This window comes from Butyrivibrio sp. LC3010, assembly GCF_000424385.1.
Lineage (GTDB): Bacteria > Bacillota > Clostridia > Lachnospirales > Lachnospiraceae > Butyrivibrio.
Map to the genome: position 1 here is coordinate 1 of NZ_AUJU01000005.1, position 16,455 is coordinate 16,455.

Consider the following 16,455-nt stretch of genomic DNA (forward strand, 5'->3'; position numbering starts at 1 on the left):
GAGAGGACCGGGATGGACGGACCGCTGGTGTATCAGCTGCATCGCCAGATGCATAAGGCTGGGTAGCCAAGTCCGGAAGGGATAAACGCTGAAGGCATCTAAGCGTGAAGCCCCCCTCAAGATGAGATATCCCTGCATTTAGCAGTAAGACCCCTTAGAGACTATGAGGTAGATAGGCACAAGGTGTACGCACGGTAACGTGTTCAGCTGATGTGTACTAATAGGTCGAGGGCTTGTCCAATATGGATATAGAACGAAAAAAGCGGATCAAAGATGAAGTATTCAGTGTTCGGTTTTGAAGGTACGGAAGGTTTGTGAGAACTGCTTCCTTTGCAGCGATTACTGTGTAATTCCTGCCATGTGGTTATAGTCACATGATGTACGTTTCAAACAGATCTTGGTATGCAAGCATCCCAGAGTCTGTTTGAACCGCACATAGCGCGGTTCAATTTTCCTCAATAGCTCAGTCGGTAGAGCATTCGGCTGTTAACCGAAGTGTCGTAGGTTCGAGTCCTACTTGGGGAGTTCGTTTAACGGAGTTAAACAAAAACATATCCTGTGAGGCAGGAAATATACGGCTCCGTGGTCAAGTGGTTAAGACATCGCCCTTTCACGGCGGTAACACGAGTTCGAGCCTCGTCGGAGTCATTTAATTAAGGAGCTTTAGCTCAGTTGGTTAGAGCAACCGGCTCATAACCGGTCGGTCCTGGGTTCGAGTCCCCGAAGCTCCATTTTAAAGTCGCTTAATAGCGGCTTTTTGTTAATAAAAGCCGGCGTGGCGGAACTGGCAGACGCCCGGGACTTAAAATCCCGTGGGTAGCGATACCCGTACCGGTTCGATCCCGGTCGCCGGCAGTATATTTGAAGAGAAGCATGCATTTGTGCTTCTCTTCTTTTTTAGCATGAAGTAGAATAATACTCATAAAATGCTTTCTTTGCTAAGGAGACTGGACATGCAGTTGGAATCACATGACTTAAACACGTTAAGAAAAATCATAAGGGATTTAGAGGAAGAAAATCATAACCTAAAGTCTCTTTTATCAGATAATGGCATTGCTTATGAATCCACAAGTGTTTTTTATGAGGATGTGTTTAACAGAGATGTTTATGATGCTTGGACCAATGAGGCACAAATATACCGCGAGACAGCAAGCTGATGAGCAGGGGATTGAAAGGCTTCTAGTACCGAGATTTACACGAGTTATCAATGTAACAGGGGAAGTACTGGATATTAATAAAGCGGACAGCCTTATTATTGAAAGTGAAGTAAGAAATGAGCAGATAGTCAGCGATGTTGAAAAAGCGATTTCTGATGGTAGGACACCTTTAGTGCTTACTAAGCTCAAAAAGCATGTGGATGTAATAAGGGAGAAATTGCAAAATAAAGCAGATCATGTATTCGTCATCTATGGAGATAAGCCAAGGCAGGAATCAGGTGTTAATATTGTGGTAATAACAATGAATCCAGAGACAGTGGGATATGAGGATACTATTGAGCTTGAACTTCTTATTGATGAACTCCAAAAAGCGGGTATTTTGGTGAGAACCACCGATGATTACTCTGAATGCTATGCTGTCATAGACAAGACTATTGTCTGGAATGGCGGGATGAACCTTTTGGGAAAAACAGATGCTTGGGATAATCTTATCAGGATAGAAGATATCCACGCAGCAGAAGAATTGCTGGAAATTACAGAGCAGATGTTGAAATAAGTAAAAGTAAAAAATTAGAATCTATTAGTTTGAGAAAGGATACAACATGAACCTGCCAAAATTTATGAGAGCAGTAGATACAGAACTTGAAAGTATGTCAGAACAGGAGCTGAAGTCATGTCTTCGTGAATTGGCAAGAACTCTTCCTGAAAATGATAGAACTCATTTTCTTAGTATTATTGATAATAGAAGTGGAATAGTAAAACAGGACAGTGATGAAGAAAAATTATTAAAGAAAAAAGTCGAGGATATCATATCTGTACTTGAAGAAATTGGTGAAGGTGAGCGCTGTCTTGCCAGTGAGTATAATGAAGAGTGGGATGATTGGTACAATAGTGATGATGATGAAGTTTTTTTCTCGGATCCAGAGAAAATAGTACCTGATTTTATAACAGCTATCAGACTAATCCATGAATGTGTTGACACCGAGTCGTATACAGAGGGGTATAAACTGGCAAAGGTATTATCTTCAATCAGTATTTTCGCTGATGGAGATTGGGATGATTATTGCGGAGATTCTTTAGGAATAAAGGATTTATATGAACATGAACTTATAGTAGGTCTTTTTGACAAATTGGTTGCAGAATCATTATATCTGACATATATGGCTAAGGAATCAAGGGCACGTGCAAGTGAAATATATACAATGATGGGAAATTTTGACTGTAATGATCTTAGGCTTGAAGATGTAATGCAGATAGGAAATCATTCTCTTCCTGAGTTCAATACCTTTTTGTCAGATTGGATAACACTCCTTGGTGCTCATAATGACTGGAGAACTAAAAGGCTTTTAAAAGAAGCAGTTTCTATGATTCAAGATGAGTATCAGGCTTTAAATGTGGCTAGAACGCATGCTGTAACGCATCCGGAATTATTTAAGCAGATTCTGGAAACCGGGGAGTCTGACGCAGATCCAATCAAGTTGTTTAGGATAGGAACGGAAGCTTTGGATAAGATACCGGATAATCTAACTATTCGCGGAGAAATAGCGCTTTTAACTGCAAACTATGCTGGCAGGATAAATACACTACCAGGAGTAGAGCTATGTTGGTTAGAAGCTTTTAGATCAGATAGTTCTGTAGTTAATTATCTGCGTATTCGTTTTCTTACCAGGGTTTGGAAGGATTATTCCAAGCAAGTTGAAGATATTATTGAGAGTGAATATGCCAAGACATTATCCCGCAGCAAAAGTGTAGATACGTATAATAGGGAATACATACTGAACGAAAATGCGTTATATAAAAATGATTATTGTACATTGCTTTTCTGGGAAAAGAAATTTGACGAAGTTTTTAACCTTGGGCTTTGTGAAAAACAGATGTTAGGATGGTCTAGTACCTTTATGAAGCAGGGGCTGGCTATGTTTATGCTGATTCTTTACGAAAGTGAAAAATACCAAAGCGGACTTCAGAGTATGGCTAGGTTAGCAGTGTCAGGATGTAAGCTTAATGCTGATGATTACTACAAAGGAACATGTGATTTGGAACACAAGGACAGTTATTCTTTGTTTATGGAGCTCTTTACTAACTTGAAGATGGAATTAGATGTCTCTGAAGATGATAAAATAAAGTGGCTTGATAAGATAGGAAAAATTATTGAAAAGCGAGTTGTTGCGATAATGGAGGCTGAAAGACGTAACTACTATGGGGAATGTGCATCATTTATTGCAGCTTTTGGTGAAGTAATTGAGTCAAGAGGGCAAAAAGAAGCAAAGCAGTCGCTTATGATGAGTTATAAAGCAAAGTATCCGAGAAGAAGGTCATTTATTCAGGCTTTGAAGAACTATGGGTTTAGAGCATAAATATGGTTTTTCAGCAGGAATAGCGTTGTTGGTTAGAAATAATCTGTTTTATAATAGGAATACGAAGGGAAAATCCACTGATGATTATTGTTGAAGAAGAAATAAAAATTGAACAGATGCCAGTTTTGGAAGACAAAATGTATTTCAATGAAGATGAAATGGTAAAGGCGGTAGCAGATGTTGATAAAGGGATACTTGCATTAAATGCAGAACTGCATTCAGATTTGGAACAGATGCTTTTGGAGAATGGATCAGATCAGAAGTCGTTATATGGATTCAATATATATTTCGATGGTGAAATTGAGTATGATTCTATGATTAACCCACCAAGAAACAGAGAGGCAGGATTCCCGCGTGTAGGGAGAGACGTTGCAGATCCGGTTGCAAGAGAAAAAATAAAGGAGCTAGTTGAAAAATGGATAAAGATTTAAGAACTACGTGGTTTGAAATGCCGGTTAGCATGCAGATTTCTAATATAGGTAGTGAGGTTTCCAGAGCAATTAATTGGAAAAATAAAGGTAATGAAAAAAGGAAAATAGGCTTTTGTGAAAAGGCGATTGAGTTTTTGCAACTTTCTATTGAAGATCCTAAGAACAGACATAGGATTGGGGAGTTTTCGTTTTGTATTGAGGAATTGAAAGATTATTTCCTTGGAGAGAATATTTACAAAACAACCGATGAGATGCTTCACAAGTATTACGATGCCTTTATTTGAAGTATATAGTTTTGTATGAGTAATGATATTTAAAGTGATTAAGTAAAAATGTGTATCCTTTACTACACGAAAATGGTACAAATTTGGTACAAAAAAGAGGCGTGGTCGGCGAAGCCCCTTTCTCTGCGGGGGTTGGAGACTGCTAAAAGTTCGATCCCGGTCGCCGGCATTTGATAGTGGTCGCAAACTCAGATATTATCTGGAGTTGCGACCTTCTTCTTTTTTATATATGGCGTACGGATATTTGCAGAGAAATATACAAGAAAGCTGATGCTATATCAAGGGCTTTATTACAGTTAATATAAGGAATTAGATAAGTGTTTTTGACGAAGATATTTGAATTTACCCTTGGGGCATAGTTTATCATTACGACAGGAGCTATATTAATGAAAATCATTGCTATCGGTGCGGTAACAGCAGGAGGAAAAACATCTGCAATCAATCAAATTGTTGGAAGGATTCCAAGGGCTGTAGCGCTGCACTTTGATGAGTACTCTTTTGAAGGCGAGGTTGAGGATTTTGGTCTGTGGGTTAAAAATGGAGCCGATTACAATGTTTGGAATTTAAGCCCATTGAAGGATGATATAGAAAAAGTAATTGGTATCGGTAAATATGAGTATTTATTTTTGGACTACCCATTTGCGTACCAGAATAGCTTGATTAAAGATTATATTGACTGCGCTATTTTTATAGATACGCCTCTTGATATAGCTTTAGCCCGAAGAGTGTTACGTGACATGCAGGAAGCATCTGCAGATAAAATAAGGTATGAGATGGAACTTTATCTGAAACATTCCAGAGCCGCCTATACACAAATGCTAAAGGATATTAGAACAACTTCAGATTATGTGGTTGATGGCGCGCAAGAGCTTGAAACAGTTGTGGAACATATCATAAGAATAGTAGAAAAAGTTTAACAGGCTATTTTGAGGGAAAATAATGCAGATACTTGAGTGGGCGAATAGAGGTTAAGTGACTATAGTAAGCATTTTCTGAGGCTGTGATCAATTCCATTGTTCATAATCACTGGGTTGAGCAGAATGCACCTTCTTTCACAGCATACAAAGATAGGCTGGAAATTCTTTCAAGAGGAAATCTCCCACCTAAACAGACAATGGAAGGCTTTTTCTTAGGAGAGTCTGTTCCGGTCAATCGAAAACTGTCGGATATCTTTTTACAGCTCCATATAAGCGAGCGTTCAGGGAGAGGTATACCAAGAACAGTTGGAAAATACGGAAGAGATGCAATTGAGTTTAGAGATAACACTATTCTTGTAACTATACCATTTGATAGATTACAGCAAGATATGGGTACAAAGGCTGCAAGTAATACAGTAAACAGAAATGACCGAAGTTTTGACCGAAGTTTAGATAGATATGCTGTTGATAATTTGGCTTGACCACTGGTAGACAAGGATATTTTTAACAGAATTCCAGTTCATCAAGAGAACTTCTAAGAAATACTTAGTAGTTCGACAAGTTGGAGAAATTGATTTTTACCGTAAACTCCTTCCAGGATATTTGTATAGAATGAGGATATGGATGAAGAAGAAAAAATAGGTTATAAAAACATAATAGTATAGGGAGTTGTGGGGAAATGGCATCATCAATGGTTCATTACATAGTTTCTCGGTTTGTGGCAAGAGAACTCGGAGTAGGAGATTTAAATATGTTCCTTGTAGGATCCGTTCTTGCACCTGATACTGGGAATAAAGAAGATGGAAGTTACTGTAAATTACATTACATGGATATTCGTGAAGAAATAGCTCGGAAAGGTTTTAATTGGAGAACATTCATTGACGAGCATGCCGATAAGATGCATGAGGATTATTACAAAGGATATTGCTGTCATCACTAGATCATTATGGTAAACAAAGTTTTAAGGGAAAATCTGTGGTTGCAAAAGTCTGTGAAAGGTATTTGATGCTTAATGCAATACATGTATCAGGCAACGAATTGGGGAGTAATGGAACTACCCAATCGGTGAACGAGAAGAAATTAGTTGTTAGAAACAGAGTTTCAGTTCTTGGTAGAAGGAAACGAGTATGATCATATAATACGAGGAAAATTCATTGGCTTTGGGAGGAATGGGGATATATGGCATCAAGTATTATACATTTGGCGGTTACAAATGAACTTACGAAAAGGCATACATTCAATGATGAGGGAAGGCTAAAGTTTGGGGCGATTCTTCCGGATGCAGGAAAAGGAAAGGCAAGTCATTTAAACAAATATGTATGGGGATTTAATCGAAAGGCATATGATTTTGAGCTTTTCAGGTCTAAGTATGGAGAACTGATGAAGACAGATGATCTCTATATAGGCTATTATCTGCATCTTGTTCAGGATATTTGCTATAGACATTTTGTTTTCGACAAATATAAGTGGAATCCCATGATACCGGGGAATGTGGAGAAGCTTCATAAGGATTATTCAATAATAAATTATTATGTTGTCACACAGTACGGACTTAGCAATGATATTGAAGTGCCTGATAAATTCGAAGATGAGCTGATAGCAAGCTTATGTACTTATGATATTGATGGACTAATGAAGTCGATGGCTGACTATTTTGTTCCAGTACCTGACGATGATATTTTCTTTTTTACAAAAGAGATGGCTGATGAGTACATAGCAGAGGCTGTGGAATTGTGCCTTAAGGAACTAAAGGCATTAGAAACAGGAGAAGGTTTGATTGATAGCTACGACAATGCATGGGACAATAAGACATATTCTTTGCTTGAAACGACCTTAACTACCAGAGATTTAGGCGGATATAGAATTGACGGAACAGAGCGTTACACCAAGTATGGCAGAATAATACGGAGTGATGTTGCAAATTATCCATCTGAGAAAGATATATCATTTTTAAAGAACTCTTCAACTACAACGATTATCGATACCAGATCTACAGAAGAAAAAGAAAGAAAGCCTCATGGACTTGCGAATATGGAAGGCTTTGAATATTATGATATTCCAATAGAAGAAGGTAGTGGAGTTCCGGAAAGTGTAGAAGCTGTCCCGGAGAGCTACTATCAGATCGCGCATGCAGCTAACATTGGTGAAGTGTTTAGGACAATAGCAAACGCAGATTCTTCGGTTATGTTTAATTGCACTGCGGGAAAAGATAGGTCAGGGGTAATATCTGCGCTTTTACTGTGGCTTTGTGGTGTTAGGAAAAGCGATATTGTTTATGACTATATGAGGACGAAAGAAAACAATAAGAAGCGCTTTGAGCAGATACAGCAGAATTTTCCGGATCTGGATATGAAGATTGTTATTCCAAATGAGAATAATATGATCAAGTTTATGGAGATGATAGAAGCTAATCATGGAACTGTTCAGAATTATTTCACGTCAATAGGAATTACGCCTGATATTCAGCAAAAGATTATAGAAAAGCTATGTGAAGGATAAAGGGGATTTAATATATATGTCTAAGGTAATAATGACCTGCGGATTAATTTGTTGTGGGAAAAGCACATATGCCAAAAGGATTAAGAGCGAGAGCGGTGCAGTCATTCTCTCTATTGATGATCTAACGCTCTCTATGTTCCCAGAGGGAGCTGGAGATATGCATGATACTTATGTAATGCGTGCAGAAAGGTACCTACTGGAATTATCTCTTCAGATTATGAATTCTGGAATAAATGTAATTCTTGACTGGGGACTTTGGAACAGAGCTACAAGGGATAGAATCAAAGAATTCTATGCTTCCCACGGAGATATAAAAGCAGAGCTGCATTATCTTAAGGTTTCACCTGAAGTATGGGAGGAAAGAATCAATAAAAGAAATGCATCGGGTGAAGCTGCGTATTATGTTGATGAAGGTTTGCTTAATAAGGTCAAATCATTATTCGAAGAGCCATCCGAAGATGAAGTAGATGTGCTGGTCGAGAGTTAACTAAGAATAATTGACCTTGCCCTTAGGGCATAGTTTATCATTATGACGGAGCGACATATAAATGATACTTGTAACCGGAGCAAAAGGGTTTGTTGGCAGTAAATTAATGAAAATCTGCAAAGATGTGGTGGCCGCACCATCACTTAGAAATGCTTCTTTGGATCAGATCAAGAGAATTGTTAGTGAGAGCGGTGCAGATACTATTGTGAATACTGCAGCTATTTCAGATATTGGGGAATGCCAGAAAAATCCAGAGTCATCATATATTGCAAATGTTCAGCTACCGGTGTTTCTTGCTAAAGCATGCGAATGGAGAAAACTTATCTGCTTCAGCTCTGATCAGGTATATGGCGGACTTGAAGACAATGGGCCTTATACAGAAGAAAATGTTAATCCGTCAAACATCTATGCAAAGCATAAACTTGAAATGGAACAGAGGGTGCTTGATATCTGCCCCGATGCAGTTATGCTTCGTGCTGAATGGATGTATGACTATTATGTAAAAAAATCCAATTACTATATGAACATTGTAAATGCTAAGGATGCGGTTGCGTTTAGTTCTCGGCAATATAGAGGCATCACTTACGTAAAAGAAGTCGCTGAAAACATGGAAAACGTAATATTATTGCCGGGCGGAATTTATAATTTTGGCAGTGAAACTACAAAATCCATGTATGAGATAACAAGTCAGTTTATAGAAGAACTTGGGTTAGAAATTCGGCTAGAAGATGCACCTGCAAGGCACAATTTGTGGATGGACTGCAGTAAAGCAAAGAGATATGGTGTCATTTTTAGTGATGTTTCTAAAGCTTTGATGAAATGCGCAAAAGACAATGGATTTGAAATTAAGAATAATTCGGGAAAAGAGTGATTTTGCAGCGGACTTATAATTTCGAGTAATGGGAGGAACTATGCTACCAACAAGAATGGAAGCAGAAAGACTTTTAGAGGAAGCAGAGAAGTATAATCCTGGACCATGGGGGAATCACAGCCGTGTTGCTGCGCATTGTGCAGAGAAGATTGCTTTAGGCTGTGAGGGGATGAATCCGGAGAAAGCCTATATTTTAGGACTCCTTCATGATATTGGAAGAAAGTTTGGAGTAAGCTATTTGAAACATGTTTCTGATGGATATTCATACATGATGTCCTTGGGATATGATGAAGTTGCCAGAGTGTGCCTCACACATTCCTTCAACAACATGAGAGTTGATGAGTATGTTGGTAAGGTTGATACTTCAGATGAGGAGTATGAGCTGATTCAGACTGAGTTGGGGAAACTTTCAGCTGATGATTATGACAGACTGATCCAACTTTGTGATGCATTGGCCGGAAGTAAAGGTGTGATGAACATCGAAGAACGCATGAATGATGTCAAAAGCCGCCATGGAAATTATCCTCAGGCAAAATGGGATTCCAATATGCGTTTGAAAGCATATTTTGAAGAGAAAGCATCCAAAGATATATATGATTTGGTAGAAAAAGACAGTTATACGCTGGACTAATGGAGACTGATGGGGGGAGACAAGAAATGCTATTTAAATTCTGTGCAGAATGTGGACATGAGCTTCAAGATATAAAATGCGGTGATGATGACTGCAAGATTTGTCCTTCCTGCAAGCGGATATATGGAAGAAATCCAATCCCTACTTATAGACGACAGCATTCGACAGTCATCTGATCTAAAAAGCCATTTAGCAGAATAAAATACTGTTGAATGGCTCTTTTTCTGTTATAGTAAAAATATGTTTTTTTTGGAGGGTGTTCGATGAAGCTTATTGTTATAGATGTACAAAAAGGAATCACCGATGAAAGACTATATGATTTTGACGGATTCATAAAGAATGTGACAAGTATTATTGATGCTGCAAGGAAGAATAATGTTGAGGTTATTTATGTTCAGCATGATGATGGCCCTGGAACAGGCTTTTCTTTTGGTGACAAGGATTTTGAGATAGCTGATCAGGTGGCTCCAAAGGAAAATGAGAAGATTTTCATAAAGACGATAAACAGCTGCTTTGGTAATAATGATCTTGCAAATTATCTCAGAGAATCCAGAGAAAAAGATTTGATGATAGTCGGATTGCAGACGAACTTTTGCATTGATGCCTCTGTGAAATCGGCTTTTGAAAGAGGATACAAGGTAATAATTCCGAAAGGTACCAATTCTACTTTCGACAATGATTACATGGATAGAGAAACTACCTACAAGTATTACAACGATATGATGTGGCCGGAAAGATTTGCAAGCTGCATTTCTGTTGATGATGCAATTAATATGATAGAGGATTTGTGATGAAGCTGGATAACATAGAATGGCTCTTTTTTGATGTTGGCTCAACTTTGGTAAGTGAGGAAAAGCCATTTTTACATAGACTACACGAAATTGCTGATGCTGTTAATGAACCTTTTGATTCGATACAGAATAAGGTTACTCAGCTTTATAAGGAAAAGAAAAAGGGAGAACAAGTACTGATTCAGGAATACGGAATAGAAAGACCTCGCTGGAGAAGTGAAGATGAGGAATTGTTTCCGGAGTCATATAAGTGCCTTGAGCGATTGAGTAAGAAATATAAAATTGGAATTATTGCAAATCAGATCCCGGGAACAGCAGCCAGATTGGAAAAGCATGGTGTTTTAAAGTTTATAGATATTGTCATTGCTTCTGCAGAAGAAGGATTAGAGAAGCCGGACAGGAGAATATTTGAACTTGCTTTATCAAGAGCTAGTTGTAAGCCTGAGAATGCTGTCATGATCGGAGATAGGGTTGATAATGACATAATACCTGCTAAGAAAATAGGTATGAAGACTGTTCGTGTGAAGCAAGGGATGTGGAAATACTGGGATGCTCTTGGCGAAGAGGAACAGGCAGATTTTGAGGTGGATGATCTGAACGCGGTAATAGAGCTGTTAGGTTCGTTATGAAATCTAAATGGATTCTGCAATGAAGGATTATTTTTGGTTAATAAGCTGGTTGACAACTATAATTTGCTATGTGGATTTCTTTTGGTTATCGTAATTGTTTGGAACTTTCGAAGGAGATACTGTTGGAAGAATGATTCAAGCAGCTGAATGGGGAATTCAGAGGCGTCATAAAAGTTCAATCACGGTCGCAGGTATTAAATGTGTATGGCTTCAAACTTAGAATTTATCTAGATTTGAAGCTTTTTGTTTTACTAACGATTTAAGATGATATTTAATTATTGCGGAGATGTTCTCAAATACAGCTATTTTGTGGGAGATACTCAATGGTTATGCTAAGATATGTAGGTATTTTCCAAAGCATAATTATATATGGGAGGGTTGTCGATGCGGGATTATAGTGAGCAGCATAAAAAAGCATGGGAGTATGATGCCTATGACTTTTGGGTTAAGACAAGCGGAACACCACAAGAAAGAGCACAGAAGGACATAGCGGATCCAATAGGAATGCTCAAAAAATATGCCGTATATTTTGATTCCTTTGAAGGTATTAAGGTGGCAAATATCTGTGGCTCTTGTGGGAAGAAAGCTATTCCACTTGCTCTTCTTGGGGCAGATGTCACTATTTTTGACATTTCTGAAGATAACAAAAAGTATGCTATGGAAGTAGCAGCTTCTGCGAATGTCGAGATTGCTTTTGAAGTTGGGGATGTACTTGAATTAAACCTTGACAGGTATTCTGAATACTTTGATGTTGTTTTCATGGAGGGAGGAATACTTCACTATTTTCACGATATAGATGAGTTTATGAAAGTTATGAACGCTATTCTTAAAACAGGCGGAAAGATAATCTGCAGTGACTTCCACCCTTTTACCAAAATATTTGATAGTTTAAAGCTAGAACAGCCTACGGGGAGCTATTTCTCTACTGATATATTTGAAGGTGAAATGGCACATGCCAGATTTTACGATGAAGAAATAAGAAAAAGCATCCCCAAATGCAGTTATAGAAAATACACGATAAGCGAAATCATAAATTCTATGCTAAGAAATGGATTTTCTATAAAACAGTTTGATGAGCACCCTTCCTGGGAAGATGAAAGGCTGCCTGGGGAGTTTACTGCGATAGGAATTAAGTACTGCTAAGAAGTGATTGTCTGATATAGAAGAATTAAAGAGATCGCTTGATACAGAGGAATAGAGGTATAGCTTTGGAAATACAATTACTAAATAATGATGAGAAATATGGCTTTATGAAGCTTGGAGATTTTGAAACGATTTATGGGGGGAATGGATCAGCTATTTGAGAAGGTGATCTAAGTGAGCTGAGCAAGATATCATAAAGATACTATTTGCATTTTTAGCATAATTAAAATGGATAGGAATAATACATAATGAATATAAAAAATAAAGACATTACTATAAGAAATGCAGAAAAAACTGATTGTGAGCAGCTTGCTATATGGTGGAATGATGGTAAGGTTATGGCACATGCAGGCTTTCCTAACGGGCTTGGGACTACTGCAGATGAGATCCGGGATCAGATATCAAGTGACATGGACGAGACAAAGCGAAGGCTCATCATAGATTATAAAGGTAGTTCTATAGGAGAGATGAGTTATTACAACATGGGCGAAAATATTGCTGAAATTGGCATCAAGATCTGTGACAGCTTATATCAGGAAAAGGGATTAGGCAAAAAGATACTTAGCATGCTTATTGGCGAGTTATTTGCAAGAGGATATAAGAAGATTATTCTTGATACCAATTTAAATAACAAAAGAGCTCAGCATGTCTACGAGACTTTGGGTTTTAGCAAGGTTAGAGAAAATATAGATTCATGGACAAACCAGGTTGGAGAAATTCAGTCTTCAGTGGATTATGAACTGATACCGGAAAACTTTGTAGATTTTACATGACTATTAAAATATTAGTTTAAGGGAATGAATCATGGAAAAAGGGATGCATACGACAGTAAGCATAAAGAATTAAAAGAAACATTGAAAACGGTAGCTGATTACACTGATATTCAGAAACAGGAAGCGGTAAAAGCTAGCAGTTATGGCTTTATTACAGTTTTCATGGTATGTGCAGCTACAATTTTGGTTCAATTGGTAACGTATGCTGACATGAGACTGGTAATTGGAGAAACTGCAGCTATATTAGCCGGAGGCATTATATATCTGACGATTGTTGTCAGAGCAGGTGTATGGAACGGCTTAAAGAAGGAGTCGGAGGTCATAAGTAGGGATCTTCTTGTCAGTGCAGTAACTTCATTGGTGTTTACAGTACCCTTTTTCTTTATAGCACTTAGATATTCTGTAAGAAATGAATTTCAGCTCTCCATTGCTTTCTTTGGTATCATTTTTATTATATCTTTTGTTGTACTTAGGGCTTTAGCGGCTATTTCATCCAGGCACAGAAAATGATGTATTGTCGTATGAGAGCGGAGGTGCATTATGACATTTGACGATGAAAAAGATTATATCATGCGCATCATTAAGGAAATGGTAAGGGTACTTTTTTCATTGATGCTAGGTAAAAAGTATGTTGCAGTAGAGATGGAGCGTGATAATGGCTATGAAGTTTCCGGGAGAAAACTTGCTGAGCTTCTTGAAATGATAGATTGCGGAGAGATAAATAAAGCTGAAAATCTCCTTTTGGAATCTCTTGATTATTCTGATAAGAATAGCATTGCTGCTGCGGCAATGTTCTATCAATATTTATCTGAGAAGGGAGAAGAGTTCCTTATAGAGCATGATTTCTCCAGGGAAGAAGTGCTTGATGGAATAAGCCGCTTAATACGACAGGCAGGCTATGCTGATGTTATCGATATTGTAGAAGGTACTGTTATTACTTGAAATGCTTTGTAATTAGGAAAAACAAATAAAAGTGGTATAACTATATTTACATTTTATTCAGTATTCAAGTGGACCATCAACAAACGAAAGTGGGTCAGAATTTGGACCAAAAAAGAAGGTGAGACTTAATTATGAAAAAGTGTTGACCTTGCCCTTGGGGCAGCCCTTACCATTAAGTAATCACAGGATGAAGTACGTACGAATCAGCTGTATTACTTAGTTTCTAAAAATGCATTTACCTAAAAAGGAGGGCATCAGTATGAAGGAAAAAATGACATCGGGAGAAATTGCAAAGCAGGCAGGAGTATCAACAAAGGCGCTTCGTATATATGATGAAAAAGGGCTGCTTAAGCCTGTTGGGCATTCCGATGGCAATTACAAACTCTATGACAAAAGCTCACTGATAATTCTTGAAAAGATTATTGCGCTCAAGCATATTGGATTTAGTCTTGAAGAGATTAAGAGCAGTCTTGAGAATGATGAACAGAGTTCTATAAGAGAAATCCTCGAGAAACAGCTTGAAATGATGAATCAGAAAATATATGAACTTCAAAAGGCTGCAAAGTGCATAGAATCAGCGCTTGCAAGGTTTGATGAAAATCCTGACTGGGACGATATTGCAGACATTATCAAGAAGATGGAAATGAGTCAGGGGGCGGATGAGCGCAGATGGTATGCTGCGGAACATGCTGCAGACGGAATTGAGTGGTATGAAAAGATTTTTAATTCTTTATCATTTGAAGAAAATGATACTGTTCTTGACCTTGGTTGCAGCTACGGCCTTTTGTGGAGAAAGAACTGGGATCGTATTCCCAAGGGCTTCAATGTATTAGGTGTAGACATTCACGGAAATTGGGCTGATGATCTCTACAATTATCTGGAGGATAACCGCGAGACTCTTCCGGAAGGCTCTGATATTCAGATCTTTTTCAGTAATCTTGAAAAAGATGAGACATGGGAAAAGATAAGAGAGAAGAAGTATTCAAAGATCATTGCGCATTATCTATTATCTTATCTGCATGATGATGCTTACTTTATTCAAAATGTGGCGCAAGTGCTGGTGCCAGGCGGTATGTTCTCTGTTAATCATTACGGAGAAGCAGTGAAGGAATACGATTTCTGGGAAAATTGTTTAACTGAAGCGGGTTTAGATATTTCTTTTGCCCTTAAAAAGAGACAAGAAAGAAGGCAGGCAGACGCAGAGTTTGAGGCGCTTTTATCAGAGAACTTCGATAGAGTAGAAAAGATAGCGCTTCCGGGGCCATTAGTATTCGATAGCACAGATGCTCTTTTTGACAGAGTGCAAATGAAATACCCCGAGGGCGGGAAATATCTTGAGGACAACAGGGATGCTATAGAAAAATACTTTGAAACTGTGTTGCTGAAAGATGGCTCTGTTACTGTAGATATGGATAGCACATTTTATCATTGTTATAAGAGTGAGGGTTAAGGATGGATAATATGCTCTTTCCTGAGAGGCTTGATAGAAACAAAGTATATGAATGTGGAATATTTTCGTTATATACAGATAAAGTCAAGCTTCCAAGTGGGTATATCATTGAAAAATATCACCAGATTCATCACCATCATGAGGGTGTTTCAATAGTTGTCTTTAATGATAAAGATGAGATATTGATGATCAGAGAAATGCGATATACTGTGGGACATCTGGAGTGGGAAATACCTGCGGGCGGAGTAGAAAACGGAGAGTCAATAGAAGAAGCTGCCAGAAGAGAGGTTATGGAAGAAACCGGATGCACAGTAAAAGACCTTAAGTTCTTGTGCTCTCAGAATCCGTCAAATGGTATGTCAGATCAGGTGATGCATGTTTTCGGTGCTAAGGTGGATTCTGAAGGACGGATCAAGGATACTGATGAAGTAGCAGATAAAGTATGGATGCCAATTGCAGAGGTGAAAGAGCTTCTTAGAAACAACCAGACAAAGGATGGCATTGCTATTTTGGCAATCCTTTTTGCATTACAGTTTTATGAGTATTGACCTTGCCCTAAGGGCATGCTTTATCCTTATAGGTGAAAAAAATATGCAAAGGGGAAGCTATGAACAGAAAAGATATATTAGGGAATGAAATTAAGTCTGAGTGCGTAGGATGCGCAATTGTGCGTGGCGAGGTGAAACTTCCTGGGGGAATTATTTATGATGGGGAGTCGATTATTCTTGCCGCAGATCCTGAGATTCCAATTCCCGGTTTTCTAATAATTACAAGTAAAAGACACATTCAGTCTTTTGCGGAATTAACTGTAGACGAGAGAGCTGAGATAGGAAATACAATAGCAATTGCAGAAAGAGCTATAAAGGATCTGAAAATTGCCGAAACTGTTACATTGGTTCAGGAAGAACGCTCCAAGCACTTTCATATATGGATTTTTCCTAATCAGGAGTGGATGCTGGAAAAATTTGGATATGGTTTGCAGTATCTGCGTGATATCAATGCTTTTGCCAAAGATAATGCTTCTGATGCGGATGTTGAAATCGTGATAAGGACTGCCGAAGAAATCAAGAAATACATAGAAAGTGCAAACTAA

The 16,455-nt window shown here is 38.2% G+C and carries 21 protein-coding genes, 4 tRNA genes and 1 rRNA gene; all 26 read left to right on the forward strand.

The genetic code is table 11. The features are described 5' to 3' along the window. Positions 1–241: ribosomal RNA gene (locus G622_RS0104955) — 23S ribosomal RNA — on the forward strand; the annotation flags it as partial. A gap of 211 nt (positions 242–452) precedes the next feature. Beyond that, positions 453–525, forward strand: a tRNA-Asn gene (locus G622_RS0104960). Positions 526–576: 51 nt separating this feature from the next. Next, a tRNA-Glu gene (locus G622_RS0104965) sits at positions 577–648 on the forward strand. Positions 649–657: 9 nt separating this feature from the next. After that, positions 658–731 (forward strand) — tRNA-Ile (locus G622_RS0104970). Positions 732–769: 38 nt separating this feature from the next. Further along, a tRNA-Leu gene (locus G622_RS0104975) sits at positions 770–855 on the forward strand. Between the two features lie 98 nt (positions 856–953). Further along, positions 954–1,157, forward strand: coding sequence for a hypothetical protein (locus G622_RS0104980; RefSeq protein WP_026509771.1), 204 nt, complete (start codon positions 954–956; stop codon positions 1,155–1,157). Beyond that, complete coding sequence (locus G622_RS0104985; protein ID WP_155831420.1) at positions 1,108–1,713, forward strand: hypothetical protein; 606 nt, start codon at positions 1,108–1,110, stop codon at positions 1,711–1,713. The genes G622_RS0104980 and G622_RS0104985 overlap by 50 nt, the downstream gene beginning before the upstream one ends. Before the next feature lie 46 nt (positions 1,714–1,759). Next, positions 1,760–3,514 carry a hypothetical protein gene (locus G622_RS0104990; protein WP_026509773.1) on the forward strand — a complete coding sequence of 585 codons (1,755 nt, stop codon included), beginning with the start codon at positions 1,760–1,762 and terminating at the stop codon, positions 3,512–3,514. A gap of 80 nt (positions 3,515–3,594) precedes the next feature. Then, the gene (locus tag G622_RS21690) at positions 3,595–3,945 is read left to right on the forward strand and encodes a DUF5674 family protein (protein WP_049945693.1); all 351 of its coding nucleotides are present in this window, start codon (positions 3,595–3,597) and stop codon (positions 3,943–3,945) included. Continuing rightward, positions 3,930–4,229 (forward strand): hypothetical protein, encoded by a 300-nt coding sequence (locus G622_RS0105000; RefSeq protein ID WP_026509774.1) that lies wholly within the window; start codon positions 3,930–3,932, stop codon positions 4,227–4,229. The genes G622_RS21690 and G622_RS0105000 overlap by 16 nt, the downstream gene beginning before the upstream one ends. Before the next feature lie 386 nt (positions 4,230–4,615). Then, positions 4,616–5,146: a hypothetical protein gene (locus G622_RS0105005; RefSeq protein WP_026509775.1), complete on the forward strand. Its 531-nt coding sequence runs from the start codon at positions 4,616–4,618 to the stop codon at positions 5,144–5,146. Between the two features lie 83 nt (positions 5,147–5,229). Continuing rightward, positions 5,230–5,628: an ATP-binding protein gene (locus tag G622_RS0105010; protein WP_026509776.1), complete on the forward strand. Its 399-nt coding sequence runs from the start codon at positions 5,230–5,232 to the stop codon at positions 5,626–5,628. 197 nt (positions 5,629–5,825) lie between these two features. Beyond that, positions 5,826–6,086 carry a hypothetical protein gene (locus tag G622_RS0105015; RefSeq protein ID WP_044916177.1) on the forward strand — a complete coding sequence of 87 codons (261 nt, stop codon included), beginning with the start codon at positions 5,826–5,828 and terminating at the stop codon, positions 6,084–6,086. A gap of 239 nt (positions 6,087–6,325) precedes the next feature. Continuing rightward, positions 6,326–7,645 (forward strand): tyrosine-protein phosphatase, encoded by a 1,320-nt coding sequence (locus G622_RS26425; protein WP_049945694.1) that lies wholly within the window; start codon positions 6,326–6,328, stop codon positions 7,643–7,645. Between the two features lie 16 nt (positions 7,646–7,661). After that, a complete protein-coding gene (locus G622_RS0105025) occupies positions 7,662–8,132 on the forward strand; it encodes an AAA family ATPase (protein WP_026509779.1) in 471 nt (156 codons plus the stop codon). A 61-nt stretch (positions 8,133–8,193) separates the two neighbouring features. Then, positions 8,194–9,003, forward strand: coding sequence for an SDR family oxidoreductase (locus tag G622_RS0105030; RefSeq protein WP_026509780.1), 810 nt, complete (start codon positions 8,194–8,196; stop codon positions 9,001–9,003). 40 nt (positions 9,004–9,043) lie between these two features. Next, positions 9,044–9,634 carry an HD domain-containing protein gene (locus G622_RS0105035; protein WP_026509781.1) on the forward strand — a complete coding sequence of 197 codons (591 nt, stop codon included), beginning with the start codon at positions 9,044–9,046 and terminating at the stop codon, positions 9,632–9,634. A gap of 263 nt (positions 9,635–9,897) precedes the next feature. After that, complete coding sequence (locus G622_RS0105040) at positions 9,898–10,425, forward strand: cysteine hydrolase family protein (protein WP_026509782.1); 528 nt, start codon at positions 9,898–9,900, stop codon at positions 10,423–10,425. After that, positions 10,425–11,054, forward strand: a complete 630-nt coding sequence (locus tag G622_RS0105045; RefSeq protein ID WP_026509783.1) for an HAD family hydrolase — start codon at positions 10,425–10,427, stop codon at positions 11,052–11,054. Before G622_RS0105040 ends, G622_RS0105045 begins: the two co-directional genes overlap by 1 nt. A gap of 384 nt (positions 11,055–11,438) precedes the next feature. Continuing rightward, the gene (locus G622_RS0105050) at positions 11,439–12,197 is read left to right on the forward strand and encodes a class I SAM-dependent methyltransferase (protein ID WP_044957170.1); all 759 of its coding nucleotides are present in this window, start codon (positions 11,439–11,441) and stop codon (positions 12,195–12,197) included. 248 nt (positions 12,198–12,445) lie between these two features. Further along, positions 12,446–12,970 carry a GNAT family N-acetyltransferase gene (locus G622_RS0105060; protein ID WP_026509785.1) on the forward strand — a complete coding sequence of 175 codons (525 nt, stop codon included), beginning with the start codon at positions 12,446–12,448 and terminating at the stop codon, positions 12,968–12,970. 24 nt (positions 12,971–12,994) lie between these two features. Then, positions 12,995–13,480 carry a hypothetical protein gene (locus tag G622_RS0105065; RefSeq protein WP_026509786.1) on the forward strand — a complete coding sequence of 162 codons (486 nt, stop codon included), beginning with the start codon at positions 12,995–12,997 and terminating at the stop codon, positions 13,478–13,480. Between the two features lie 30 nt (positions 13,481–13,510). Continuing rightward, entirely contained in the window at positions 13,511–13,912 is a 402-nt protein-coding gene (locus G622_RS0105070; RefSeq protein WP_026509787.1) for a DUF6483 family protein, read from the forward strand. A gap of 259 nt (positions 13,913–14,171) precedes the next feature. Then, positions 14,172–15,362, forward strand: coding sequence for a MerR family transcriptional regulator (locus G622_RS0105075; RefSeq protein WP_242832957.1), 1,191 nt, complete (start codon positions 14,172–14,174; stop codon positions 15,360–15,362). 2 nt (positions 15,363–15,364) lie between these two features. Continuing rightward, complete coding sequence (locus G622_RS0105080) at positions 15,365–15,910, forward strand: NUDIX hydrolase (protein WP_026509789.1); 546 nt, start codon at positions 15,365–15,367, stop codon at positions 15,908–15,910. Positions 15,911–15,969: 59 nt separating this feature from the next. Further along, complete coding sequence (locus G622_RS0105085; RefSeq protein ID WP_049945695.1) at positions 15,970–16,455, forward strand: HIT family protein; 486 nt, start codon at positions 15,970–15,972, stop codon at positions 16,453–16,455.

Coding starts and splice junctions, on each gene's coding strand:
- G622_RS0104980 (WP_026509771.1), top strand. CDS start 954: ATGCAGTTGGAATCACATGACTTAAACACGTTAAGAAAAATCATAAGG.
- G622_RS0104985 (WP_155831420.1), top strand. CDS start 1,108: ATGATGCTTGGACCAATGAGGCACAAATATACCGCGAGACAGCAAGCT.
- G622_RS0104990 (WP_026509773.1), top strand. CDS start 1,760: ATGAACCTGCCAAAATTTATGAGAGCAGTAGATACAGAACTTGAAAGT.
- G622_RS21690 (WP_049945693.1), top strand. CDS start 3,595: ATGATTATTGTTGAAGAAGAAATAAAAATTGAACAGATGCCAGTTTTG.
- G622_RS0105000 (WP_026509774.1), top strand. CDS start 3,930: ATGGATAAAGATTTAAGAACTACGTGGTTTGAAATGCCGGTTAGCATG.
- G622_RS0105005 (WP_026509775.1), top strand. CDS start 4,616: ATGAAAATCATTGCTATCGGTGCGGTAACAGCAGGAGGAAAAACATCT.
- G622_RS0105015 (WP_044916177.1), top strand. CDS start 5,826: ATGGCATCATCAATGGTTCATTACATAGTTTCTCGGTTTGTGGCAAGA.
- G622_RS26425 (WP_049945694.1), top strand. CDS start 6,326: ATGGCATCAAGTATTATACATTTGGCGGTTACAAATGAACTTACGAAA.
- G622_RS0105025 (WP_026509779.1), top strand. CDS start 7,662: ATGTCTAAGGTAATAATGACCTGCGGATTAATTTGTTGTGGGAAAAGC.
- G622_RS0105030 (WP_026509780.1), top strand. CDS start 8,194: ATGATACTTGTAACCGGAGCAAAAGGGTTTGTTGGCAGTAAATTAATG.
- G622_RS0105035 (WP_026509781.1), top strand. CDS start 9,044: ATGCTACCAACAAGAATGGAAGCAGAAAGACTTTTAGAGGAAGCAGAG.
- G622_RS0105040 (WP_026509782.1), top strand. CDS start 9,898: ATGAAGCTTATTGTTATAGATGTACAAAAAGGAATCACCGATGAAAGA.
- G622_RS0105045 (WP_026509783.1), top strand. CDS start 10,425: ATGAAGCTGGATAACATAGAATGGCTCTTTTTTGATGTTGGCTCAACT.
- G622_RS0105050 (WP_044957170.1), top strand. CDS start 11,439: ATGCGGGATTATAGTGAGCAGCATAAAAAAGCATGGGAGTATGATGCC.
- G622_RS0105060 (WP_026509785.1), top strand. CDS start 12,446: ATGAATATAAAAAATAAAGACATTACTATAAGAAATGCAGAAAAAACT.
- G622_RS0105065 (WP_026509786.1), top strand. CDS start 12,995: ATGAATCATGGAAAAAGGGATGCATACGACAGTAAGCATAAAGAATTA.
- G622_RS0105070 (WP_026509787.1), top strand. CDS start 13,511: ATGACATTTGACGATGAAAAAGATTATATCATGCGCATCATTAAGGAA.
- G622_RS0105075 (WP_242832957.1), top strand. CDS start 14,172: ATGAAGGAAAAAATGACATCGGGAGAAATTGCAAAGCAGGCAGGAGTA.
- G622_RS0105080 (WP_026509789.1), top strand. CDS start 15,365: ATGGATAATATGCTCTTTCCTGAGAGGCTTGATAGAAACAAAGTATAT.
- G622_RS0105085 (WP_049945695.1), top strand. CDS start 15,970: ATGAACAGAAAAGATATATTAGGGAATGAAATTAAGTCTGAGTGCGTA.